This is a genomic window from Flavobacterium sp. (assembly GCF_044361015.1).
Classification (GTDB): Bacteria; Bacteroidota; Bacteroidia; order Flavobacteriales; family Flavobacteriaceae; genus Flavobacterium.
Genome location: NZ_JBIKJL010000001.1, coordinates 110340 through 134773, shown reverse-complemented (window position 1 = coordinate 134773; position 24434 = coordinate 110340). Strand labels below are relative to the sequence as shown.

At 32.6% G+C, this 24434-nt stretch carries 21 protein-coding genes; 7 read left to right on the top strand and 14 right to left on the bottom strand.

The genetic code is table 11. The features are described from left to right. The 3 genes from ACIQ2Z_RS00625 (at nucleotide 1) to ACIQ2Z_RS00615 (ending at nucleotide 3325) form a co-directional block, all read left to right on the top strand. Nucleotides 1–1350, top strand: coding sequence for a DUF5689 domain-containing protein (locus ACIQ2Z_RS00625; RefSeq protein WP_396182240.1), 1350 nt, complete (start codon nucleotides 1–3; stop codon nucleotides 1348–1350). Between the two features lie 14 nt (nucleotides 1351–1364). Next, on the top strand, nucleotides 1365–1811 hold the full coding sequence (locus ACIQ2Z_RS00620) for a hypothetical protein (protein ID WP_396182239.1): 447 nt from the start codon (nucleotides 1365–1367) through the stop codon (nucleotides 1809–1811). Nucleotides 1812–2008: 197 nt separating this feature from the next. After that, nucleotides 2009–3325, top strand: coding sequence for an ammonium transporter (locus ACIQ2Z_RS00615; protein ID WP_396182238.1), 1317 nt, complete (start codon nucleotides 2009–2011; stop codon nucleotides 3323–3325). Between the two features lie 31 nt (nucleotides 3326–3356). On the opposite strand, the gene ACIQ2Z_RS00610 is transcribed toward ACIQ2Z_RS00615, so the two are convergent. Next, a complete protein-coding gene (locus tag ACIQ2Z_RS00610) occupies nucleotides 3357–4103 on the bottom strand; it encodes a lysophospholipid acyltransferase family protein (protein WP_396182237.1) in 747 nt (248 codons plus the stop codon). Between the two features lie 137 nt (nucleotides 4104–4240). Between ACIQ2Z_RS00610 and trpS the strand changes: the two genes are divergently transcribed. Both trpS and ACIQ2Z_RS00600 read left to right on the top strand, forming a co-directional pair. Continuing rightward, on the top strand, nucleotides 4241–5212 hold the full coding sequence (gene trpS, locus ACIQ2Z_RS00605; RefSeq protein WP_396182236.1) for a tryptophan--tRNA ligase: 972 nt from the start codon (nucleotides 4241–4243) through the stop codon (nucleotides 5210–5212). Between the two features lies 1 nt (nucleotide 5213). Then, on the top strand, nucleotides 5214–5642 hold the full coding sequence (locus ACIQ2Z_RS00600) for a hypothetical protein (protein WP_396182235.1): 429 nt from the start codon (nucleotides 5214–5216) through the stop codon (nucleotides 5640–5642). Here ACIQ2Z_RS00600 and dprA read toward each other — a convergent pair whose 3' ends face one another. Then, nucleotides 5643–6746 (bottom strand): DNA-processing protein DprA, encoded by a 1104-nt coding sequence (gene dprA, locus ACIQ2Z_RS00595; protein WP_396182234.1) that lies wholly within the window; start codon nucleotides 6744–6746, stop codon nucleotides 5643–5645. It lies immediately after the preceding gene. Nucleotides 6747–6932: 186 nt separating this feature from the next. Here dprA and ACIQ2Z_RS00590 point away from each other — a divergent pair, with 186 nt between their 5' ends. Together ACIQ2Z_RS00590 and ACIQ2Z_RS00585 are read left to right on the top strand one after the other, a co-directional pair. Beyond that, on the top strand, nucleotides 6933–7907 hold the full coding sequence (locus tag ACIQ2Z_RS00590) for an SPOR domain-containing protein (RefSeq protein WP_396182233.1): 975 nt from the start codon (nucleotides 6933–6935) through the stop codon (nucleotides 7905–7907). Nucleotides 7908–8019: 112 nt separating this feature from the next. Further along, the gene (locus ACIQ2Z_RS00585) at nucleotides 8020–8529 is read left to right on the top strand and encodes an acyl-CoA thioesterase (protein WP_396182232.1); all 510 of its coding nucleotides are present in this window, start codon (nucleotides 8020–8022) and stop codon (nucleotides 8527–8529) included. Between the two features lie 69 nt (nucleotides 8530–8598). On the opposite strand, the gene ACIQ2Z_RS00580 is transcribed toward ACIQ2Z_RS00585, so the two are convergent. The 12 genes from ACIQ2Z_RS00580 to atpA form a co-directional block, all read right to left on the bottom strand. Then, complete coding sequence (locus tag ACIQ2Z_RS00580) at nucleotides 8599–9837, bottom strand: murein hydrolase activator EnvC family protein (protein WP_396182231.1); 1239 nt, start codon at nucleotides 9835–9837, stop codon at nucleotides 8599–8601. A 10-nt stretch (nucleotides 9838–9847) separates the two neighbouring features. Further along, entirely contained in the window at nucleotides 9848–10621 is a 774-nt protein-coding gene (locus tag ACIQ2Z_RS00575; RefSeq protein WP_396182230.1) for a DUF4292 domain-containing protein, read from the bottom strand. Then, a complete protein-coding gene (locus tag ACIQ2Z_RS00570; protein ID WP_396182229.1) occupies nucleotides 10618–11970 on the bottom strand; it encodes a tetratricopeptide repeat protein in 1353 nt (450 codons plus the stop codon). The genes ACIQ2Z_RS00575 and ACIQ2Z_RS00570 overlap by 4 nt, the downstream gene beginning before the upstream one ends. A 61-nt stretch (nucleotides 11971–12031) precedes the next feature. Then, nucleotides 12032–13042: a sugar phosphate nucleotidyltransferase gene (locus ACIQ2Z_RS00565; RefSeq protein ID WP_396182228.1), complete on the bottom strand. Its 1011-nt coding sequence runs from the start codon at nucleotides 13040–13042 to the stop codon at nucleotides 12032–12034. 100 nt (nucleotides 13043–13142) lie between these two features. Next, nucleotides 13143–13577 carry a dUTP diphosphatase gene (gene dut, locus ACIQ2Z_RS00560; protein ID WP_396182227.1) on the bottom strand — a complete coding sequence of 145 codons (435 nt, stop codon included), beginning with the start codon at nucleotides 13575–13577 and terminating at the stop codon, nucleotides 13143–13145. Further along, nucleotides 13578–15047, bottom strand: coding sequence for a lipopolysaccharide biosynthesis protein (locus ACIQ2Z_RS00555; protein WP_396182226.1), 1470 nt, complete (start codon nucleotides 15045–15047; stop codon nucleotides 13578–13580). 174 nt (nucleotides 15048–15221) lie between these two features. Beyond that, nucleotides 15222–15641, bottom strand: coding sequence for a hypothetical protein (locus tag ACIQ2Z_RS00550; protein WP_396182225.1), 420 nt, complete (start codon nucleotides 15639–15641; stop codon nucleotides 15222–15224). Further along, nucleotides 15641–16072 (bottom strand): GNAT family N-acetyltransferase, encoded by a 432-nt coding sequence (locus ACIQ2Z_RS00545; RefSeq protein WP_396182224.1) that lies wholly within the window; start codon nucleotides 16070–16072, stop codon nucleotides 15641–15643. Before ACIQ2Z_RS00545 ends, ACIQ2Z_RS00550 begins: the two co-directional genes overlap by 1 nt. A gap of 67 nt (nucleotides 16073–16139) precedes the next feature. Beyond that, nucleotides 16140–17069, bottom strand: a complete 930-nt coding sequence (locus ACIQ2Z_RS00540) for a T9SS type A sorting domain-containing protein (RefSeq protein ID WP_396182223.1) — start codon at nucleotides 17067–17069, stop codon at nucleotides 16140–16142. Nucleotides 17070–17074: 5 nt separating this feature from the next. Then, entirely contained in the window at nucleotides 17075–21649 is a 4575-nt protein-coding gene (locus tag ACIQ2Z_RS00535) for a T9SS type A sorting domain-containing protein (RefSeq protein ID WP_396182222.1), read from the bottom strand. A 239-nt stretch (nucleotides 21650–21888) separates the two neighbouring features. Next, nucleotides 21889–22746 carry an ATP synthase F1 subunit gamma gene (atpG, locus tag ACIQ2Z_RS00530; protein WP_396182221.1) on the bottom strand — a complete coding sequence of 286 codons (858 nt, stop codon included), beginning with the start codon at nucleotides 22744–22746 and terminating at the stop codon, nucleotides 21889–21891. 88 nt (nucleotides 22747–22834) lie between these two features. Beyond that, the gene (atpA, locus tag ACIQ2Z_RS00525) at nucleotides 22835–24412 is read right to left on the bottom strand and encodes a F0F1 ATP synthase subunit alpha (protein ID WP_396182220.1); all 1578 of its coding nucleotides are present in this window, start codon (nucleotides 24410–24412) and stop codon (nucleotides 22835–22837) included. Nucleotides 24413–24434: the final 22 nt, after the last annotated feature.

Genomic DNA, 24434 nt, shown 5'->3' with positions numbered 1-24434 from the left:
ATGAAAACTAATTTTTTAAAATCCATCTTTTTTATGGCTCTTGTAGCAGGTTTTACTACTAGCTGCGTGAACGATGATGACTATGCTGTTCCTACATTGGAATGTATGGATTCAACGTTGCAAAAAACAAAAGAAGTAGCTCAAATCCCTGCTTCAACAAATATTTCTCAATATTTGGCTGATGATATCATTGAAGCCTATGTTACTTCAAGTGATGAAGGCGGAAATTTTTACAAATCAATCTCTATGCAAACCTTAGATGGTTCAAAAGCATTTAGTGTTCCTGTTGATGTTACCTCAACTTTTATCAATTTTGAACCGGGTAGAAAAGTATTCATTAAAATGAAAGACCTATATACTGATGTTAGTAATGGTGGAATGCGTATTGGTGGAATTTACGTGAATTCTTCTAATGTCCCTTCTGTTGGAAGACTTTCTGAATCTTTATATAAAACTGTCTTAAGCCGTTCTTGTACTATCGTTCCTGAAAGCGATTTGGTAAAAACCTTGACCGTTGCTCAAGCTAAAAATGATGCTGTAATCAATACATTAATTGAAATTGATGCCGTTCAGTTTTCTGATGCAGCAATTACTACAACTTATTATGATCCAAATAATGATTTAGGCGGTGCTACAAATCATTTGTTAGTTGATGCTGATGGAAATTCTGTAATTTTCAGAACCAGTAGTTTTGCTAATTATGCCGGAAAACCGGTTGCAACAGGAAGAGGAAAAGTTAGAGGAGTAATGACTAAATTTGGTTCAGATTATCAATTTGTTGCCAGAACAGAAAGAGATATTCAATTAACCGGAGAAAGATTGGCTCCTCTATTCTCTGAAAGTTTTGAAGGTATCACTTCTACAGGAAATAATCAATTTATTGCATTACCGGGCTGGTCTAATGTATCCATAAATGCGGGTGCAGAAAAATGGGAAGCTAGAATTTTCAGTGGTAACAAATATGCACAAATGTCTGCTTTTGGAACAGGTGAAAATAATGTAGATACTCGCTTAATTACTCCTGCTATAAATCTTGATAATACAACCGCTGAATTTTTACGTTTCGGTTACAAAACAGGATTTGCAAATGGAATTGCTCTTTCAGTTTGGTATTCTACAGATTACGATGGTTCCGGAACAGCTGCTGCAATTAATGCCGCTACATGGACTCAGTTTAGCGTTAATTTAAATGTTCAAGATACTTCATATTCCTCCACTTTTTATAGTTCAGGAAACATTGATATGTCCGGAATTAATGGTACAGTCTATGTTGCTTTTAGATATGAAGGTTCTGCAACCGGAGTCACCACTACTTATCAGGTTGATAATATTGAAGTTTTCGGAGAATAATTAGTCCCTATAACATGAAAAAAGTATCCCTTATATTTATGTCAATCTTCGCCTTGTTCATTTCTTGTGATGAAGATGATGATACAACATTTGTCCAAGAAAATTATGTGCTTGGAAAATGGTATGTAAATCAAATTGGTACAATCAACGCAAACAATACAATCGTTTATGAAGATTATATTAATGCGACCGATTGTGAACATGATAACCTAGTTTTAAATGAAAATAAAACCTTTGAAGAAAATGATTTTGAATTCATTAATTCTAGTTGTCAAAATTTTCAAACAACCGGTTCATATGAAGTTGAAAACAATAAAATTGTTTTAACCTATGTGGATAGTGAAGGAGTTTCAATGGAACATGTTCTATCCATTGTTACATTAACATATGAAGAAATCAACCTAAGTTACACTGACACCGAAACAAATGAAATCGTGTTTCTGAAATTACGAAAAGAATAAATAGTATTCTTTTTTATAAATATAAAGTGAGACTTAGGTTTCACTTTTTTTATTTCTATATTTTAATAAACCCTAAATTATTGTTTAAAAACAATATTAATTAATTTTTTATAGGGTATAGCTTTAATTAAAATAGATTTTTTATATTTTTACCCTAATAATTTATAGGGTGTGTTGTGAAAATAGAGAAAAGATGGATGATTTCATTTGTTATAATTAGTATTATAGCCATTAGTGGGTTATTTTGGTCACCAATAAAAGCACTTGAATCTTCAACTTTTAATTCAGCAGATACGATTGTCCCTGCTGATGTGGCTTGGTTGCTAACCTCATCCTGTTTAGTATTGCTAATGACACCCGGTCTTTCCTTTTTTTACGGTGGTATGGTCGGGAAAAAGAATGTAATCTCCACCATGTTGCAAAGTTTTATTTGTTTGGGAGTTGTTACCTTACTTTGGGTCATTGTCGGGTTTAGCTTAGCATATGGTGATTCTATTGGATTTAGTATTGCCGGAAAACATTATGGTCTTTTCGGAAATCCTTTCCAATTTGCCTTTTTTGATCAAGTTGGTCTTTTGCCACATACTAAAATGGCTTCTACAATTCCTTTTATTTTATTTGCTCTTTTTCAAATGAAATTTGCCGTTATAACTCCGGCAATTATAACCGGTTCATTTGCTGAAAGAGTTAGATTCATTTCTTATTTGCTTTTTATTTGTCTGTTTACACTGTTTATTTACACACCGTTGTGTCATATGGTTTGGCACCCGAATGGTCTGTTGGGAAGCTATTTTGGAGTGAAAGACTTTGCGGGCGGAACTGTTGTTCACATGAGTGCCGGTTTTGCAGCTTTAGCTGGTGTTCTTGTACTTGGCAAACGTAAAAATAGCGATCATATTCCAACCAATATTCCGTTTGTGCTTTTAGGAACAGGAATGTTATGGTTTGGTTGGTTTGGATTTAACGCCGGTTCTGCCTTATCTGCTAATGCTACAGCAGCTATGGCATTTGCTACTACTACGGTAGCATCAGCTTCTGCTATGTTAACTTGGATTTTCTTTGATCGTCTTCACGGACGAAAAGTTTCTGCTTTTGGTGCATGTGTAGGAGCCGTTGTTGGGTTGGTGGCGATAACTCCTGCTGCGGGATTTATTAGTATTCCTCAAAGCATATTCTTTGGGTTTATTGCCGCAATTGTGTCAAATAAAATGCTTTATTGGAAAAAATTAAAATCTATCGATGATACTTTAGATGTTTTTGCATGTCATGGAGTTGGAGGAATAATGGGAATGATTTTAACCGCCATTTTTGCTGAAGGAGAAAATGTAAGTTTGTTACACGGAGGTTGGTCAGTTTTTGGCCATCACATGGCGGCTTTAATTTTAGTTGCAGGATTCACTTTCTTTGGCTCAATAGCATTGTATAAAATTACTAATTTTATCATTCCGTTAAGAGTTTCTGAAGAGTCTGAAATAATTGGTTTAGACTTATCACAACATGATGAAAAATTTTAATGGTGAAGTCAGCAAAGAAAAATAAGAAAAATTATTTTGCATTTTCAGAAGCTACTAATTCTTTATAAATAACATCCCAAGCTTTATCCCGTATAGCTTTTTTGTCATCAACGGTAAACCCTTGGGTTAAAATAAATTTGTGCATTTTAACTCGCATAATTCCGGGGCTACCACTAAAAACTGTGTAAGAAAGTCTTTTTTTATTGTCTAAAAAAGACATTGGCACAATAGGAATTTGATGTTCAATAGCCAAACGAAAAGCTCCGTCTTTAAAATCCGCCAAGACAATGGATTCGTCTTCGGGTACCATTCCCTCGGGGAAAATACAAATACTGAGTCCTTGATTTAATCTTTTTTGAGCCCGTTCATATACCGCTAATCTGCTTTTTGAATTCTCTCTATCTACTAAAATACAAGTTCTTTTGTAGAAAAACCCAAACAACGGAATCTTAGAAAGTTCTTTTTTTCCCACAAAAACAAATGGGTTTTTTGCAACGACCAACATCAACATAATATCCACCATTGAGGAATGATTGGCCACGAGCATATAGCTTTCCCCTTTTTTAAATTTTTGTTCTTGTACTATTTTTGTATAAAATCCCATTCCAATTAAAATTCCTCTAGCCCACACTTGAGCTAATCTAAAAAAGAACGGATACCATGATTCTTTCAAAATAGAAACAAATAATAAAGGAAAAAGAACAACTATGATTACTCCTATAAGGATATAAAACCACACTCGCCAAAGCAACCAAAATAGAATTTTAAAAATTTTCATGAAGCCAAATGTAAGCAAAGCAATGTAAATATTAAATCATATAACTAACTTTGTTCTTTTCAAAAAATATTTAACCTCTAAATTTTGCAACCTTTTTAGAAAACTTTGCGAACTTTACAGAATATATACCAAGCATTATGTCAAAAATACTCACCGGAATACAAGCCACAGGCACTCCTCATTTGGGTAATTTATTAGGTGCTATTTTACCGGCCATCGAGATGGCTAATCAGCCTGAAAATGAATCTTTTTTATTCATTGCTGATTTACATTCTATTACACAAATAAAAGATGGTTCATCTTTACGCGAAAATACGTATAGTGTTGCAGCATCTTGGTTAGCTTGCGGTTTAGACATCAATAAAGTTGTTTTTTATCGTCAAAGTGATGTGCCTCAAACAACTGAATTGTCTTGGTATTTGAGTTGTTTTTTTCCATTCCAACGATTAACCCTGGCACATTCTTTCAAGGACAAAGCCGACCGACTGGAAGATGTTAATGCTGGTTTATTTTCTTATCCGATGCTCATGGCAGCTGATATTTTATTATATGATGCAGAAGTCGTTCCGGTAGGAAAAGATCAATTACAACACTTAGAAATCACCCGAGATGTAGCTTCACGATTTAACCACCAAATGGGTGAAACCTTTGTGTTGCCCGATGCTAAAATTCAAGAAGAAACCATGTATATTCCTGGAACTGACGGGCAAAAAATGAGTAAGTCACGGGGAAATATAATTAATATTTTTTTAGATGATAAAGCCTTACGGAAACAAATTATGTCAATTGAAACCGACAGCAAACCGCTAGAAGAACCCAAAGACCCAAAAAATTGCAAGGTTTTTGCTATTTATAAATTAGTTGCTACCCCTGAACAAATTAAAAACATGACCGCAAATTACTTGAGAGGAAATTATGGATATGGACATGCTAAACAAGCTTTGTATGAATTAATTTCTGATCGATTTAAAACCGAAAGAGAACAATATCAATATTACATGAACAATCTTCCTGAAATTGACAAAGCATTAGCTGAGGGAGCTGAAAAAGCGAGTAAGATTGCTGACGGTATTTTGAAAAGAGTTAGACAAAAACTAGGATTTTTATAATATGAAAAAAATCTTACTACTGTTGTTTTTATTTGGCTGTATAACTGTTTTTTGCCAAAGCAATCAACCCGTATATATTTTATTCAACCAAGATGCAACTGCAACTTGTCAATATCCTGTTACGAAAGTTCCTGTCAAAAAAATCAAACTGAATTATACCCAAAAAAGACATCGAAAAGTTAATGTCACGCGATTTATTTTGTGTCGAAACATCTTTGTTTTTGAATTAATGAAGAATAAATTTGAAACCGTTGAAGCAGCCGTTGTTTCACAATATAAAATTGTCACCATTGAAGAAATATTAGCTCGGGAAGAAGAAATGGAATTCAAACAAAACATCAACGAACTCTTTCCTAAAATATACCTACTAGAGTCAATTGAAAACGGTCAATATGCAAAATATGAGGTCATTTGGGAAAAAGTACAATAATTAAATTGCTTCAAACAATTTCCCGGGTAACGGCCGAACAACACCTTTTAACTCCATGTTCAATAAAATGGAGGATAATTGATAGATTGGAAATTCACATTCTAAAGCAATAATATCCATCAATTCTTTCCCTTTTTGAACTAAATAATCATATACTTTTTGTTCTTCGTTTTCCAATGAAACAAACAGTTGTTTTTGAATTGATTTAGTCTTTTTATTCTCCAATTCCCAATTTAAAATGTATACTAAATCAGCTGCAGAGGAAAGCAAATGTGCACGTTGTGTTTTAATTAAATTATTACATCCCTGACTGTATTTGTCAGTAATTCTTCCGGGAACTGCAAAAACATCGCGGTTATAATCATTGGCTAACGTAGCTGTTATTAAGGAGCCTCCTCTATCGGCACTTTCAATAACAATAGTTGCTTCTGACATGCCTGCGACAATTCGGTTTCTTTTGACAAAATTTTCTTTTTCAGGATTAGAAGTGCTCCAAAATTCCGTTAAAAATCCGCCATTTTGTTCTATCTTTGAAATGTACTTTTTATGGGTTTTGGGATATACTTGGTTTAGTCCGTGAGCTAAAACACCTATCGTTTGCAGGTTATGTTCCATCGCAACTTGGTGAGCCATAATATCTACACCATAAGCAAAGCCACTCACAATAACTGGATTTAATGGAGCTAAATCTTCAATAAGTTTCTTGCAAAATTCTGTTCCGTAGCTTGTTATTTTTCGCGTACCAACTATGCTAATAATTCGTTTAGCTCGCAAATCTATATTTCCCGACGAAAAAATAATTGGAGGGCCATCAATACAATGTTTTAATCGCTCCGGATATTTTTCGTCTAAAAAAGAATGAAAAGCTATTTTTTCTTTTTCAACAAAGTCGATTTCTTGTTGAGCCAACTTAAAAACACTTTTATCGGAAAGATTTTTTAATAAAATTTCACCAATACCGTCAATGGATAACAATCTATTCTTTTTGGTTTCAAACACTTTTTCGGCAGAGCCACAGTGGTTGATGAGTTTTTTGGCAACTATGTCACCTACTCCTTCTGCTTGCAGTAAGGCGAGCGTAAAATATAATTCTGATGTCGTCATGGCGTATAAATGAAAATCAAAGAAACATATTTTTTGTGTGTTTTAAAAGCTTTTTTGCTAAATTTTTTCTCCCAAATTGATTAAAACCTATTTCAATTTAAAGAGAACAAAATTTAATATTATGACCATTAAACAGTTATCAAATTTTGGTAAATTGTTAATAAAAATTGAGTGTAAAATTTTGATTTGGGAGTTGAATATTTTTTCTTTGTTGTGATGAGAATAGAACAACACATTTCCCAATTATTGTATCGCTACCAATGTGTAACGGTACCAGGATTTGGTGCTTTTTTAACTGAAAACCGTTCTGCTCAATTAGTTCAGGATACTAATACATTTTATCCTCCTAAAAAAGTATTGTCATTTAATTTTCATTTGAAAAACAATGATGGTCTTCTAGCTAATCACATATCACTTTGTGAAAAGATAGATTATGAAAAAGCTGTTGCCTTGATTGAAGAAGAAATAACCGCATGGAAATTTTCAATTCAAAAAAGCGAGGCACTGACACTTAAAAATATTGGAAAACTATCACTAAACAGTGAAAACAGCTTGGTTTTTGAACCAATTGACAATTTAAATTATGCAACAGATTCTTTTGGTTTAACCTCTTTTATCTCTCCAAAAATTAAACGAGAAGTTTATAAAAAAGAAGTTGAAAAATTAGAAGAAAAAACACCCATTCTTTTCACACCTGAAAAAAGAACTTCTTCTTGGATTAAATATGCTGCGGTTTTTGCTTTTGGGATTGGTATGGCAGGATTTTTCGGAAACCAATGGTATGAAAAGAAAATTGCAAATGAAACCTTATTAGTAGAAAAAGCTGTTCAACAAAAAGTAGATAATAAAATTCAACAAGCAACTTTTTTTATTGAAAACCCAATTCCTTCCGTTACTTTGTCAGTTGAGGAAGAAAGTAATTCTAATCAATATCATATTGTTGCCGGTGCCTATAAAGAAATCAGCAATGCCGATAGAGCCCTCCAATCTTTATTGGATTTAGGTTACAAAGCCAAGAAAATTACCCCAAATAAACATGGTTTATATCCCATTTTGTATGGAAGCTATGCCACAATAGAAGAAGCTAAAACTGCTTTACAAACCATAAAAGAAACGCATAATAAAGACGCGTGGATGTTGGTTTTAGAGCTAGAAAAATAAACCCTTTGCTCAAAATATCAATCTTAAAGCTTCTTAACTGAAGCTTTTTTTTATACCTACTCTTTTCTCAATGATTTACTTTGGTTTTTCTACCTTTGTAAAAAAATAAAGTATGCAACCAAAATTTCCTTCTGATTCTATTACAACATTAACAGACATCGTTTTGCCGGGTGAAACAAATCCATTAAACAATCTTTTTGGAGGCGAGTTATTAGCCCGTATGGATAGAGCTGCCAGTATTACTGCCAGAAGACATTCAAGACGTATTTGTGTAACGGCTTCCGTAAACCACGTAGCCTTTAACAAAGCTATTCCATTGGGCAGTGTTGTCACTGTAGAATCAAAAGTTTCAAGAGCTTTTAATACCTCTATGGAAATTTTTATAGATGTTTGGATTGAAGACAGAGAATCCGGGATTAAAAGTAAAGCAAATGAAGCAATCTATACTTTTGTAGCTGTTGATGAAACCGGTTCTCCAACAGCCGTTCCTCAAGTAGACCCACAAACAGAATTAGAAAAACAACGTTTTGAAGCTGCGTTAAGACGAAAACAATTGAGTTTAGTTTTAGCCGGCAAGATGAAACCTCATGATGCAACAGAACTAAAAGCTTTGTTTTTATAGTACTGGCTTAGAATAAAAAAAACCAAACGATTTATAAAAAGTTTGGCTTTTTTAATTTGACATTCACTTTTACATATTATAAATCCAACTTTGAGGATTTAAGAACGTATCATTTTGTAGGACTGAAAATTTCAAAGCTGTTTTTCCGGTAGAATTATTTGTTCGGATTTTACCAATTGTCTGTTTAATACTTACTTTATCCCCTTTTTTAACTGAAACGGAACTAAGGTTTTGATAAACGGTTATAAAATCTCCGTGTTGAATCATCACAAGTGTATTAATTGGTGACAAAATTTGAATAGAATAAACTGTCCCGGCAAAAACGGCTCTAGCCGATGAACCGGATTCTGTTGTAATTTCTACCCCATTGCTGTGTACAATTAGTTTAGGTTGAATTTGATGAGGTTGGTTGCCGAACTTTTGAGAAACAAATCCTTTTTCAACTGGCCACGGCAATTTGCCTTTGTTCGCTTTAAAATTATCGGATTCTATTTTTCCTTCTTTCGTTAAAACAATTTTTGTGGCTGAAGTTCCGGTAGAAACCGTTTTAGGGCCAGCTTTTTTGGCTGTTTTTTTATTTTCCTCAGCAATAGCATCTCTAATAAAACGCTGGATTTTTTTATCTATCTCATTTGCTTCCTGCTGTTTCTTTTTGATCTCAGCAATAATTTTCTTTTTATCTTTTTTTATGGAATTAACTAAAACTTCTTGTTCCTTTTTTTCCTTCACCAATACCTGTTTTTCCTTTTCTTGTTCTTGAATAACTTTTATTTTTTCAATCTTCAGTCCGGCTAATTTTTCGTTATAAACAGCTAACTCTGTCGATTTTATCTTAATTTCATCTCCTTGGCTTTTTCGATAACCGGCATATTGCTTCATATATTGAACTCTTTTGTAAGCCTGCATAAAGTTTTGTGATGAAAGTAAAAACATTGCTCTGCTTCGTTCTGAACGGCTTTTATAAGACTTTACAATCATATTGGCGTAATCTTCCTTTAAAACCTCTAACTCTTTTTTGAGTTTGTTTATTTTTAGTTGATTCGTATAAATATCATCATTCAGTAATTTTGCTTGTTTTTCTGTAGTGCTTATTAATTTTTCACGCAATTGAATTTTTGCATTTTGCTGTTGAATAACCGCAACAACTGATTTTTCTTTCTTCTTAGTTTCCTGAAGTATTTGTTCATTTGCTCTGATTTCTTCTAACAATTGAGCCTTTCTTTCTTCCAGTTTTTGTTGTGTGCCAGGCTGTGCCCATAAACCGGAAATCGAAAGTAGGAAAAGAAATGTGTAATAAGACTTAGTCATTTGTTTCTATTTAATTTTCTATGTAAATTCTATCATATCCTTCCGGAACACTATATGGAAAAGATAATGATTCGTTAAAAGAAACTGTGTTATAATCTAACAAAATTGTGTTGTTTTGATTGTCTTGTAACGCTTCTATCAAAATATTTAATGGCAAAATAGCCTCTTTGTATTCTTTATGATGAGGATAGGAAACTTTAAGTTTTCTGTTTTTGGCCACTTGCTCTATTTCCTGCTTCTTTAATAAAAATTTAGAAGATTCAAAAAAGAATGATTTTTTGTTCATTTTATCAATTGTATCTTCCAGTTTATAAAAACGGTCTTCTATTGTGTTGCTGTATTTTCCTTTTCGTAAATCGTCCATTGCTTGTCCAACAAACATATTCTGAACTTTATAAAAATCTAAATCAGTACCCAGCCAATTACTTAAGGTTGTGTAATCTCCTTCAAAATAATTGCTTCCGTTTTTTTCATAATATTTCACTAAAGTGGGTGTAATTAGTCCTTTTGCCATAGTGATCCCTAGAAAACGTATACTTACTAAAATTTTTTCATCTTTTTGAATTTTAATTTCCGCAGAAAAACCTAAGGATTGTTTACTGTCTTTATATTTTGCATTTGCTCTAATATAAACGGTAGAATAATCATTATTTTGTTCGTAATGATTTTCAATAATTTTTAACGTTGCCAAATCTTTTGTAGCTTTTCCTTCAAATAGTCCTTTTTTTGATTTACATCCAACGGTTGAAAGTACAAGTAAAAATAAAACTAGAAAATACTTCATCCTTTTTTTTCTTTTAATAATTTTTCAGCTTTAATGAAATAACTTTCTTTTTTCTTTACATCACCTAATCCATTGTAGGTTTCACTTAATTGATAATAAAAATTTGCTTCTAACGATTTATTTTCAATAAGATAGTCTAAACCTATTTCTAATTGCTCTTTTGCTTTTTTATAATTTTTTAATTGATTGTTTGCTAATCCGGCATAATAATAAAAATCAGGTTGTAACGGGTATAATTCTAAATAAGATTCTGATTTTTTCAGTAAAATGCTAAATTGATTGGTATGAACATATCCATTCATTAATAAAAGAATATTTTCAAGGTCTTCAGGATTTGAATTAGTAAAAAGTTCATAATATTTCACTGCGTTAGGCCAATCTTGTTTGTTTTGGTAAAATTTTCCAACTTCTTTAGCCACTTTTACCTCTCTATCATCTTTAAAATAATGAATCGCTTTTTCCAAATCGAGTGTATATTCCGGATTATTTTTTGCAAAAATTAAAAATTCATTAAAAACACGATGTTTTATTTTTTGATCGATTTTCGGACTATTCAAAATCTTATGCATAGCCAATGCTGCATTAGTTCCATCTTCGTTTTCTAAATTGAATTTAAACAAACTTACTTGTGCCCAATCAGAACTTGGAATTTCTTTTTCCAACAACTTAGCAATTTCCAATGCTTTTTCTTCTTGGTTGTTTTCTGAATATAAATAAATCAGTGCGACATAATTGGATTCTTCTTTCGGATTATTTTTGATAGCTTCTAAAAGTTTCTCTGATTCAATTCCTTGGTATTTTGTTGCCGTCATTATTTGGGCAAGGAATTGTTCTCTGATTTCTGTTTTACCAACCGTTTCTGTTAACTCATTTATCAATTCCAATGCTTTATCATACTGTTGTGTAAACATGTAAAGCGAAACTAAATCTTCTTTGTATTCTTTTTTAAATTCAATCAGTTTTTTGATAATGATAATCGCATTATCATAATTTCGGGTGGCATAGGACACATCATATAGGCCAACCCAATACCATCGGTTAGAAGGATCGAGTTGAGTTGCTTTTTCAAAACTGTTATAAGCACTTGTATATTCTTTTTGATAGAAATAATTTTTACCTAATTCGAAATGTACAACCGGATTATTAGGTTGTAATTGCAAACATTTTTGCATCGCATTGATGGCTTTATCATAATTTTCAATTCCTTTTTCACGTAAAGATTCATAAAATGAATTTTGGAATTCATCATTATCTAATGCAATATCTTCAGGCTCTCCTTGTGAAAAAGCAGTGTTATATTGGAATAAAATTCCAACAAAAAGAAAGATATGAAATAGTTTTTTTCTCATTATACCTCACCCACAACCCCTCTCCTTTAGAGAGGAAGAGCGAGCGCTTTATTAAAAATTTTTATTCTAAAACAGAATAATCACCGATACTAATACTGGTAAAATTTCCATCAAATGAAACATGACTGCCAATCATGGCGTTGTCAAGGTTTGCATTTTTTATTACTGTCAAATTTTGAACCAAACTATTTTTTATAGTTGAATTTTCTACTTTACAACCCGTCCCTAACGACACATTTGGTCCTATTGTGGTGTTTTTAAGCACTACATTATCCCCAATAAAACAAGGTTCAATGATGGTTGAGTTTTCAGAAACTAATACTTTTGAAATCAATTTTTCACCATCCTGATGCAAAAATTTCAACATTCTGGTATTGGTTTCTACCGTTACATTTTTATTACCACAATCCATCCACTCATCTACTTTTCCGGGAACAAATTTCAATCCTTTTTGTTTCATGTTTTCCAACGCGTCGGTCAATTGATATTCGCCTCCCTTTACTACATTATTATCCAATAAAAATTGTAATTCTTTGCGAAGAGTTTCACCACTTTTAAAGTAATATATTCCTATAATAGCTAAATCAGAGATAAACTCCTTTGGTTTTTCAACAAAATCTACAATTTGATTATGTTTATTGAGCTGAACAACACCAAATGCACTTGGATCTTCCACTTGTTTTACCCAAATAACACTATCTGCTGAAGTGTCTAACGTAAATTCAGCTCGAAAAAGTGTGTCCGCATAGGCAACAACAATTGGTCCTGACATACTTTCTTTCGCACACATGATGGCATGAGCAGTTCCCAATGCCTCATTTTGGTAGCAAATGGTTCCTTTTGCTCCTAATTTTTCTGCAATAGAAACTAAATCTTTTTCAACTTGTTTACCAAAATCTTTATGAATGATAAAAGCTATTTCTTCAATTTGTTGATTCAATACACCTGCAATGTCTTCCACTAATCGATGAACAATTGGTTTTCCAGCAATTGGGATTAATGGTTTTGGAACCGTTAATGTATGTGGTCTTAATCGTGAGCCGCGTCCGGCCATTGGTACTATTATTTTCATATATCAGCCCCCTAACCCCCAGAGGGGGAATACCTATTAGGGGTCAATAGGTTTTTAATTTTTCAAGCATTACCAATTCCCCCCTTCGGGGGTTAGGGGCTTATTTCACTCCTGTGCTACCAAAACCACCAGTGCCTCTGGAAGTTTCAGATAATTCCGTTACTTCTATCCATTCGGCACGTTCATGTTTGGCAATAACCAATTGAGCCACTCGTTCACCATTTTCAATGACAAAATCCTCATTAGATAAATTTACTAAAATCACTCCTATTTCTCCACGATAATCGGCATCAATTGTTCCGGGAGAATTCAAAACGGTGATTCCTTTTTTTGCAGCTAAACCGCTTCGTGGACGAACTTGTGCTTCATATCCAATTGGCAATTCGATAAACAATCCGGTTTTTACAATAGTTCGTTCTAACGACTTTAGTATAATTGATTCTGTTAAGTTTGCTCTTAAATCCATACCTGCCGAAGCTACTGTCTCGTAATTTGGCAAAGGATGTTGTGAGTTATTAATAATGTTAATTTGCATTTAAATTGTTTTTTTCAATAGTTGTAAAATAGTATTTTTTTCGTTTTGAAATACAAAATAAACGAAAAGTAATAAAAGTCCAATTCCAATATAGTAATTTTCTCTAAATCCATAAAAATAAACGGTTGAAAACAAGATGGAAATGCCTAAATAAAGAAGGATTTTTTTCATATCATAGGGTATAGGATAATAACGATTCCCTAAATAATAAGATATTATCATCATGCTGCCATAAGCTGCAATAGTTGCAATGGCTGAACCCACATAACTATAATTTGCTATTAATAAAAAGTTTAATACTAGGGTTACTATTGCCCCAACAATGGAAATATAGGCTCCCATTTTTGTTTTATCAGTCAATTTATACCAAACAGATAAATTATGATAAATTCCCAAAAAGAAATTGGCTAAAATAATCAACGGAACTACTTTCATTGCTTCCCAATAGGAATCGTCTCGAATAATAAGCACTTTTAAAAGATCGGCAAATACAATTACAGCCAATAAAATAATCGAACCAAAAATGATGAAATATTTGGTAATCATTGCATAGGTTTTTGGAGCTTCTTCATTATTGGCGTGACTAAAGAAAAAGGGTTCAATTCCTAAACGAAATGCTGTGGCAAATAGTGTCATAAATAAGGCTAATTTATAACAGGCAGAATAAGCTCCAACGTCAATTTTAGCGATATTTTTAGGTAATAAATAATCAAGTAAAATTCTGTCGAATGTTTCATTGATGGCAAATGCAATACCGGCAACCAAAATTGGAAGAGCATAGTTCATCATTCGTTTCCACAACTTGAAATCAAAATGCCATTGAATGTGCATATAATTGGGCAAAACAACAATAAGAGTTAACAAACTTGCAATTACATGAGCGACGAAAATATAGCCAATTTGAAAATTTTCAATATAGATACTTGCCAAAAACCCATCGGGATTTGAAAGGGCAATTTTAGGTAAATACAATAAAAAGAAAAGATTTAAAGCAAGATTTACAACCACATTACCAATTTTAACCATCGCGTAAGCAATGGGTCGTTGATAAGCCCTAAGTTTAGAAAATGGAATAATTACTAAAGCATCTAACACCAAAATCCAAATGGTATAAGTAATATATTCAACCTCAATATGCGTAATTTGGGCAATCTTATTTCTGAATAAAAGTGACCCAATTAAAAAAACCATCGTTGTCCAAAAAATAGAAACAGTAGCTGTTCCAATGACCGATTTTTTATCATTATCACTATTGTAAAAACGAAAAAAAGCGGTTTCCATTCCGTAAGCAAGAATCACATTAAACAACACCATCCAAGAAAAAATAACAGACACTTCGCCATATTCCTGAACGTTTAAAACAGCTGGATTGGTGTAAAGAGGTACTAAAATAAAACTGAACATTCTGGGAAGCACAGTTGCTAACCCATAAATGGCCGTTTGTTTAAAAAGTGATTTATAAATACCCAAAAGAATTCTTTAGTTTTATTGCTCAAATTTAGTTTAAAAAAATGTAAAGCGATTGATTCATTGGTTTTAAATTTCTTTGAATATCTTAGTAGAAACTTTGTGCTTTACTTATTTTACAACGTTTCACAAATTCTATAGAATAATAAATAATCTTTTTTTTGAAATTTGAGTTGGCTAATTTGTAGCCCTTTCAACTACGTCTCTAAACTTATAGTGCTTTACTTTTCCAACTTGTTTAAATTCTAAAACAGCTTCAGTCGGTTTTAAGTTGAATTGAGATTTTTGAATAGTAGGTGGTTCATTCCCATATTCTTTTTCTGGATTTGAATCAAAAATTAAATCAGGTTTGACAAAAACGGCTTGGAAATTTTGATTGGAAATTTTTTCTACTGCAGTTTTTTGGTTACTGAAATAAAGTGATTGAAGTTGAATTTCCGCTGGAATTGCTTTTTCAAATTGGACAATAAAAATAATTTTATTTCCATTGTTTGAGTAATAATAGTTAGAAATCACAACAGGAAATTCTTGCTGGAATGCTTCTTTGGGAGCACAGCTAAAAAGAAAGAACAATAATAAGATTAGTAATTTATTCATTATTTTTCTTCCAAAAATTTAACGAAATGAAACCCTTTTGGCACAAAACCATGGTTGTAATAAAATTTATGGGCAGGAAAATTATTGGTATAAGCATCTAAAGCGACCACTTTACAACCCATTTCAACAGCTTTTTTGTTTAAATATTCCGTTAGCAATTTACCAACGCCTCTAGAACGATGATTGGGATGTACAATTACGTTATCGAGTTCTAAATATTTTCCGCACCATAATTTGGTTCCCACCCAAAAACCGGATAACCCAATGCTTTTATTATCTTCTAAAATAATGACTTGTTTATAATTGTTTGGCAACATTTCATCTAACAAATCTTCATAAATCTGTATTGTAAAATCAGGATACAACTGCTGAATTAAAGGTAATTGATTGAGCATTTCTGCTTTGGTTGTGAGTTCTTTTAATTGAATCATTTTAATAGGTACAAAACTAGTTTGCCAAAGATAAAAAAGTCATTTATTTATTTGACTATCTATCCATTTACTTCTTCACAAACCTACCATAATACTCACCTTCTAAACCATCCACTTTTAAAAAATAAGCTCCGGCCTCCAGTTTTGAAACATCTATCTGGCTGGTCGTTGAATAGCTAAAATATACTTTTTGACCCAATGTATTAAAAATTGTAACCGATGAAATGATACTGTTTTCTAAATTGATGTTTAGAACATCGTTAACAGGGTTTGGGTAAATTGCAATTTGGTTTATTGTAAAATCTTGGTTACTTAAATTGCAGTTACTATTAATTGTTATAGCTTGAGCTGAACCGCAGTTATCAAGAAAATTTTGTACGGCAACTAGTTCACTTTCATCGGCACAAATAGTGGTTAGGTTGGGGTTGCCTGTTTTCCAGCAGTCGTTGTTGAATGTAGAATTAAAATCTTGATTGATGCCGTTTTTAATATTTATCAATGTTAGATTATTATTTTTACATATTAATTTATCCAAAAAATGATTACCACTTAAATCGAGTGTATTAATTTGATTTTCATGACAATATAGAAAATTTAATGAAGTTAAATTCGACAAGTCAATAGCTGACAAACCACAATTTGGAATAAATAGAATTGTTATTTGTGTTAATGTTGAAAAAGGTAAGTTTGTTAATGGGTTACTACCACAATATAATTCAGATAAATTAATAAAATACTGCAACCCTTCAAGATTTATAATATTTTTATTATTCATTGATAAAGAAGAAACTTGAAGAGCTTCAATTAGTTGTATTTCATTATCATCGTTAGAATCTATCTTAAAATATTGACCTTCAAGATTCTTAGCAATATTATTAATTCCATCGTTATCCGCAGTAATTAAAACATTCTTGAAATTTGAATCTGGAATATTTATCGTTTGTGCAAAAAAGTTAGAAATTGTAATTAAAAATAAAAAAATAAAAAAACATCTCATAATACTTATTTTTTTATAATTAACTTATCTATAAATTGCTTTCCATCGTAAATCTTCACCAAATATGGTCCGCTAGCAATATTTGACAAATCAATTTCAACTTTTAAAGAATTTTCAATATTATGTTCATAAATTCTTTGTCCAAGCATATCGAAAACTTCTATTTTACCAACTTTAATATTGTTTTCAAAATAAATAGTAAATAATTTATTGAAAGGATTTGGAGCAATTATTATAGCATTATATTCTAAGGTTTTATCCTTATTATTAATCATTCTTGAAGAGTCTAAAACTTGCATCCATCCATAAGAAGTAGAGATAACATTAGGGTATAAAGCATCAGAAATATAATATGTGAAAGGGTAAGTTCCTGCTGGTGAGCCAGATCCCGATACAGAACCATTAAGTGGATTAATATAAAAATATAAATCTGTATTATTAATATAATTTATAAAGATATTACCTATATTCTCACCCAAATCAGCATCCACAAAACTATTAGGAGCAGAAAACCCACAATCAGCGGCATAGCCATCGTTTTTTAATATGTTGAAGCTGGTAGGGTCGTCATGGTTTGAGCCTAAAAAATTACCACTGGTATCAAAATTAAAAACATCTGTTACTGCTCGAACGGTGTTATAAATAGTAAAACTTACTATAATATCATTCACACAACCCGTTGTGCTGCCACTTGGGCAAAGTGTGTAGGTAAAAATATAATCACCGGGTAAAGCATTTGCAGGTACATTAACAGTGCCATCCGGATTAATTGAAAATCCTGCGGGAGCATTAATGTTATTAAAAGTCACATTTTCTGAGGTGGCACGAATTTCGCCAAAAGAAACATCATTTAAAAAGGTTTGTTCCGTTATATAAGCATCCGGTTTATAGCATACATCTACGAAAAATTTTTCTTTTGCATTTAGTGCATCGTCAAAAATGATAAGTGTTATTTTTTTAAGTTCACTAAGTAAACATCTATTTTTCAATTTGTAATCAAAAGAATATGTTCCAGGTGCAAAATCTGGAGGTAAATTTAAAGTGCCATCAAAATTTACTGTAATATTATTAGTCGCCCCAATTAATTGAATTGTCAGCCCTAAAAAATTTGAAGTAATTAGTTCACCATTAAATAAATCATTATTTAAAATACTTGGAGATAAATGAGATTCTGGTATATAAGGTAAATAAAAATAATCATCGTTTGCTATTAATTCACCTCCTGTAATTACTGTAACGGTTATTGTAAATGGATCAACACAATTGTTTTCTGCGAAAAAAGTATAATTTCCTGATTGAACATTATTAATAAGATGTGGTTCCCATACACCATTTAAATTATTATCAGAAATATCAGGTAATCTTGGTGGAGTAGTTCCTTTGCAAATAGTTGTAGGAAAACTAAACGCCGGGATTATATTTCGGTCAATAATATTAACATTAATACTTGACGATGATAAACAAGAGTTAGAAAGGGTGTATGTTAAGGTTACTGTACCTGTATTAAAAGTTGTAAGTTCACCTGATTCAGGATTTATTGTTGCAATTGAAATATCAGAACTAGACCATAAACCGCCATGAATGTTGGAATTGTAAGTTGAACTTTGTCCTGTGCAAACATTTAAATTTCCTTCTAAATTGATTTCAGGGTTAATTATTTCTACGTTCATTTGGGCAAGAGTTGCACATTGACCATTATCTGGTGTAAAAATATATAGAGTTGAAATAGTAGTGCTTATCTCTGGCGACCAAGTGCCTGTAAAACCATTACTTGAAAGAGTTGGTAAGGTAAAGGGAGTTCCGATACAAACAGGGGCTAAACTCATAAAAATTGGTGATATGGCATTTTCATTTGTTACTGCTACAGTAAGTGTTGTTGGGATTGCACAAGAATTTGCATTAGGTGTAAACGTATAAGTTGTGGTGGACTGATTGTTAAAATCAGGACTCCACGTGCCAGTAAAACCATTATTTGATAGTATTGGCAAAGTGTAGGCTGCGCCTATACATATTGGATCAACAGGAGTAAATAGCGGAATAATTTCGGCACCTGTTACTAATATGTTTCTAATAAGTGCAATAGGGCAACCCGAGCTATTTTGATAATGATAGGTAATTGCTATTGTTCCTACTCCAGCCAAAGCGGGATTAAAAGAATAAATTCCTGGTGTTGATATAGAATTTGAAACGCCTAGTCCTGAAAAGTAACCATCTAAAGGTGTTCCATTTAAAAAAGCGTGTAAATTCTCAATATTTTCAGAAGCACATGTCATTGTCTCTGGAAGTATAAATTTAGCATCATTTGTTGGAATTAATGAGACATTATCTATAAAGTTATAGGAATAAATATAATTGTCGCTAATTTCGTTCAGTTCATTGAACGCACAACCATTTGAAGGAGAAGAGATAATAGGATTTGTCGAAAATTGGACATTATTAACTCCGCCTAAATATAAATACTGCTCGCCCCCACTATTAGTTGTAAAATTGAAGACAACTGTATCCCACTGGTTATTATCAGAATTGGTGGTAAACGTAGCATTTTCTAAAAATATACCATTATTAATGTCATGATTATATGGATATGCTCTTGGAATATAATCTGAACTCAGAAAAGCTTGTACTTTAATTGGATTGGCACTTGTCATTTCTGCTAGAGAAATGTTGAAACTTAATTGATAGGCTGTATTAGGTTCTAAAGAATTAGATAATTTTGAAGTAATTGTTTCATATACATTTAATTCACTTGAATTAATATTTTTTAAAGCAAAAAAGCCAGTATGACCTTTACTGTTTAAATTTGTAATGTTTTGATTTCCCGCACCACTACAAGGGATTGAGGGGCTTCCTGTTTGAATTGGTGAATCTATATGAAAATAATCCGGACCAAAAATACCATCTTCCCACCAACCACAAGCCAAATTTAAATTCGACCAGTTATTTGGTACAGATGAATTTTGTTCAAAATCACCGTTCAAAATTAAATCACATGGATTTGGTAAAGGAACACAAGTGGATAATTCTTCAGGGTAATTTGGTATTACATAGACATAAATATATGTTATATTTCCTTTTTGTGCTCCGTAAGTAGGTACATAACGCAATAAATGTAACCCAACACTAGTGCTATTAAATTCTATAACTGTAGAAGAGTTTCCAGACGTTACTGATATAGTAGAATTTCCTGTAATATCCTCTAAACCCTCAAAACTAGTTGCATTATGATCATTTAGCAAAATATTATAAATATTTATATTGGGAAATATACTAGTATTTCCAAAAAAAGTATAAGTGACGGAATTATTTGCACCATAAGTAATTCCATCATTAATTCCTGCAACTATTATACCGTCACACATTGAGCCTCCATAATCGTAAAAAGTATTATTCCCATTAATTTTTGTACCGCTTACACCGTATATAGTGTTCACAGCATAACCTAAATCACATAGAGCATTTCTCTCTTCTGGTTTTAAAAAACGTTTTGTTACACCATTTCCATTGGCATTACTCATTACAAAATAACTATCATTACCATAAGCAGTGCTGCAACTGGGATAGAGTTCATCTTCAAAATGACTTAAACTACTTCCGCTCTCGAAACAAGTTGGCGTATAAACAGGAACAGTAAAAACCGCTCCAAAATATTTAACTGCATTGTTGCAAACAGTAGTATTTACAGTACTTCCTGTATTGACATTTCCGCTTATAGTGCAATTTGGGTGTAAAATAGTACTAGATAATGAAGTTGAATTGAAAGAATTATTATATAAATTTACAGTTGAATTTGTAGAAAGTAAAGGAACATTTGTATTGCTTTTTAAAAACAAATCATATCGGGAAAAATAATTAAAATCGACAGGAAATTTTGAACTTCCATCAACATCAATTAAACTATTAAAACCTAATGCGTGAGTTATTTCATGGAGTACTACGGTATAAAGATCTTTTTCTGTTGTACTTGCAAATACAGAAGTGTCTAAATTCCAATTAATTGATGCATCAAAGTTAATAGCCATATAACCATGAAAAAATATTCCAGTAGAGTTTGATCCACTACCAGCAGTAATTAAAGGATTCACAACATTTGTGTAAGAATCTATTCCATTGTGAATTGTTTCCCAAATTTCATTGTCCGTTATTCCTCCTGTAGTAGCATTAGCTGGGAAATTATAAAAACCACTTGCTAAACCTAATGCTTGTGGTGGTACGTTTGGTATATTAGCAATATTTCTAATCCAGATATTTACTTTTGTGGTTGATGTTGGTTGTAATGCAGAAGATGATGTTGTTAAAAAAGCAGATAAATCATCAAACACATTACAAATAACTTGTCGCCTTAAATTATGATTAATAACTGCATTATCTTCACAACCACTTCCTTCTTCAAAATACAAATTAAAAATGGAGTTGTTTGAACAAGATAATAAAGTTACTCTACTTTCTGCTGTACTTTGCGTATTAATTAAAATATCATTGAATGTATATTGGTTTCCGCTTTTATCAAAAATATTATCCATTAAACCACCTGGCGTAAAATGGTTTGATTGGGGTAGTTGTGCATGAATCAAATAATTCATTAAAAAGAAAGTAAAAATAAATAACTTAACAAACTTTAATTTTTGAGTGTTGAGTGTTGAGTGTTGAGTGTTGAGTGTTGAGTGTTGAGTGTTGAGTGATTGAGAGTAGAGTTAATTTCATGTACTTAGAAATAAATGGATTAGCATTTCAAATATAACGAAAAAATGTTTAGCTTTTACATTTAATAAAAAAAGCCAAACTAATGTTTGACTCTTTTTAATGTAAAGGTATGTTTTACTTATCCTTTCAACGCTTCTGCTCCACCAACAATCTCTAAGATTTCGTTCGTAATTGCAGCTTGACGTGCTTTATTGTAAGTTAATTTCAATTGATTTCTCAATTCCGTCGCGTTATCTGTTGCTTTGTGCATTGCAGTCATACGGGCACCGTGCTCTGAAGCAAAAGAATCACGAATTGATTTATACAATTGAGTTTTCAATGATTTTGGAATCAAAGTCATCACGATTTCTTCTTTGGATGGTTCAAAAATATAATCAGAGGCATTTGCTGCAGCTCCAACAACGGGTGCTAATGGCAAAAATTGTTCTGTTTGAACGATTTGTGTTGCCGCATTTTTGAATTGGTTATATACAATTTCGATTTTATCGTAATCACCCGCAATGAATTTAGCCGCTAAAAGGTCTGAAATTGCTGCAACATTGTCGAATGACAAGTGATCAAAAACTTCACTTTTATTATCAACAATCGTACATGTTTTACGTAAAACGTCATTTCCTTTTTTTCCAATAGCAAAAACATCCACTTGTTTTCCACGATAAGACTCTACTAAAACTTTCGTTTGCTTAATTACGTTGGTATTAAAAGCACCACACAAACCTCTATTTGAGGTAATGGCAACAATTAAAACTTTCTTTACTTCGCGTTGGGTTGTATAAGCTCCACCTATTTCACCTTCCATCGAAGCACTTAAGCTTTGAAGAATCTCCGTTAACTTTTCGGCATAAGGTCGCATTGCCGTAATGGCATCTTGAGCCTTTTTTAGCTTAGCTGCAGAAACCATTTTCATAGCCGATGTGATTTGCATCGTCGATGAAACGGAAGTAATTCTATTACGTATTTCCTTTAAGTTTGCCATCTTTTATAAATTGTATACTGTAAAATTGTATGTTGTATACTGTAATTTGCTATTTGCATTTTACAGTATACAACCTACAATATACTTTTTAGTTATATTTCGCTGAAACTTCTTTTGCTGCATTGTCTAAAACATCAGTAATTTCGTCTGTGAATTTACCCGCTTTTAATGCATTCAAAGTATCTTTATGCTTGTTATTCAAGTATTCTAAGAAGTCTCTTTCGAATTCTTTTACTTTCACAACTGGTACGTTTCTCAATAAGTTTTTAGATCCTGCATAAATAATAGCTACTTGATCTTCTACTTTATAAGGATCGTTTACCGCTTGTTTTAAGATTTCAACGTTTCTTCTTCCTTTTTCAATTACGTTTAAAGTAACGGCATCCAAATCAGAACCAAATTTTGCAAACGCTTCCAATTCACGGAATTGAGCTTGGTCTAATTTTAATGTACCGGCAACTTTTTTCATTGATTTAATCTGAGCGTTACCCCCAACACGAGATACTGAAATACCTACGTTAATTGCCGGACGAACCCCTGAGTTAAACAAATCACCATCCAAGAAAATCTGACCGTCTGTAATCGAAATTACGTTGGTTGGAATATACGCAGAAACGTCACCTGCTTGTGTTTCGATAATTGGTAAAGCTGTTAATGAACCTCCACCTTTTACGATTGGACGTAAAGATTCCGGTAAATCGTTCATGTTTTTAGCGATATCATCATCTGCAATCACTTTTGCAGCTCTTTCTAACAATCTTGAGTGAAGGTAGAAAACGTCTCCAGGATAAGCCTCACGTCCCGGTGGTCTTCTTAACAAAAGAGAAACCTCACGGTAAGCAACAGCTTGTTTAGACAAATCGTCATAGATAATTAAAGCCGGACGTCCTGAATCACGGAAATATTCTCCGATTGCTGCTCCGGCAAATGGAGCATATACTTGCATTGGTGCAGGATCGGAAGCATTTGCCGCTACGATAATCGTATAAGCCATTGCTCCTTTGTCTTCTAATGTTTTTGCAATTCCGGCAACAGTTGACGCTTTTTGGCCAATGGCTACGTAAATACAAAACACAGGTTGACCTGCATCATAAAATTCTTTTTGATTTAAAATGGTATCGATACAAACCGTAGTTTTACCTGTTTGACGGTCACCAATGACCAACTCACGTTGACCTCTTCCTACCGGAATCATTGCATCAATTGATTTGATACCCGTTTGCAATGGTTCAGTTACCGGCTGACGGAAAATTACTCCCGGAGCTTTTCTTTCCAATGGCATTTCATAAAGATCTCCACCGATGGGTCCTTTTCCATCGATTGGATTTCCCAAAGTATCTACTACACGACCTACCATTTGCTCACCTACTTTTAGGGAAGCGATACGTTGTGTTCTTTTTACAGTAGAACCTTCTTTAATCCCTGTTGAAGGACCTAACAATACTACCCCAACATTGTCTTCCTCCAAGTTTAATACGATTGCTTCCAATCCGTTGTCGAATTGTACTAACTCTCCGTATTGAGCATTTGATAAGCCGTAAACACGAGCAATACCATCACCTACTTGAAGTACTGTTCCTACTTCTTCTAACGATGCACCTGATTCAAAACCAGATAATTGTTTTTTTAATATTGCTGAAATTTCAGCAGGTTTAATTTCCGCCATTATGATATATCTTTTTTGGAAT

Bases quoted from the DNA above. Each gene is read 5' to 3' on its own strand.
- ACIQ2Z_RS00610 (WP_396182237.1), bottom strand. From the start codon at position 4,103: ATGAAAATTTTTAAAATTCTATTTTGGTTGCTTTGGCGAGTGTGGTTT.
- dprA (WP_396182234.1), bottom strand. From the start codon at position 6,746: ATGACGACATCAGAATTATATTTTACGCTCGCCTTACTGCAAGCAGAA.
- ACIQ2Z_RS00615 (WP_396182238.1), top strand. From the start codon at position 2,009: ATGATTTCATTTGTTATAATTAGTATTATAGCCATTAGTGGGTTATTT.
- ACIQ2Z_RS00600 (WP_396182235.1), top strand. From the start codon at position 5,214: ATGAAAAAAATCTTACTACTGTTGTTTTTATTTGGCTGTATAACTGTT.
- atpA (WP_396182220.1), bottom strand. From the start codon at position 24,412: ATGGCGGAAATTAAACCTGCTGAAATTTCAGCAATATTAAAAAAACAA.
- ACIQ2Z_RS00535 (WP_396182222.1), bottom strand. From the start codon at position 21,649: ATGAATTATTTGATTCATGCACAACTACCCCAATCAAACCATTTTACG.
- ACIQ2Z_RS00565 (WP_396182228.1), bottom strand. From the start codon at position 13,042: ATGAAAATAATAGTACCAATGGCCGGACGCGGCTCACGATTAAGACCA.
- ACIQ2Z_RS00585 (WP_396182232.1), top strand. From the start codon at position 8,020: ATGCAACCAAAATTTCCTTCTGATTCTATTACAACATTAACAGACATC.
- trpS (WP_396182236.1), top strand. From the start codon at position 4,241: ATGTCAAAAATACTCACCGGAATACAAGCCACAGGCACTCCTCATTTG.
- ACIQ2Z_RS00625 (WP_396182240.1), top strand. From the start codon at position 1: ATGAAAACTAATTTTTTAAAATCCATCTTTTTTATGGCTCTTGTAGCA.
- ACIQ2Z_RS00580 (WP_396182231.1), bottom strand. From the start codon at position 9,837: ATGACTAAGTCTTATTACACATTTCTTTTCCTACTTTCGATTTCCGGT.
- ACIQ2Z_RS00620 (WP_396182239.1), top strand. From the start codon at position 1,365: ATGAAAAAAGTATCCCTTATATTTATGTCAATCTTCGCCTTGTTCATT.
- ACIQ2Z_RS00575 (WP_396182230.1), bottom strand. From the start codon at position 10,621: ATGAAGTATTTTCTAGTTTTATTTTTACTTGTACTTTCAACCGTTGGA.
- ACIQ2Z_RS00570 (WP_396182229.1), bottom strand. From the start codon at position 11,970: ATGAGAAAAAAACTATTTCATATCTTTCTTTTTGTTGGAATTTTATTC.
- atpG (WP_396182221.1), bottom strand. From the start codon at position 22,746: ATGGCAAACTTAAAGGAAATACGTAATAGAATTACTTCCGTTTCATCG.
- ACIQ2Z_RS00540 (WP_396182223.1), bottom strand. From the start codon at position 17,069: ATGAGATGTTTTTTTATTTTTTTATTTTTAATTACAATTTCTAACTTT.
- ACIQ2Z_RS00545 (WP_396182224.1), bottom strand. From the start codon at position 16,072: ATGATTCAATTAAAAGAACTCACAACCAAAGCAGAAATGCTCAATCAA.
- dut (WP_396182227.1), bottom strand. From the start codon at position 13,577: ATGCAAATTAACATTATTAATAACTCACAACATCCTTTGCCAAATTAC.
- ACIQ2Z_RS00550 (WP_396182225.1), bottom strand. From the start codon at position 15,641: ATGAATAAATTACTAATCTTATTATTGTTCTTTCTTTTTAGCTGTGCT.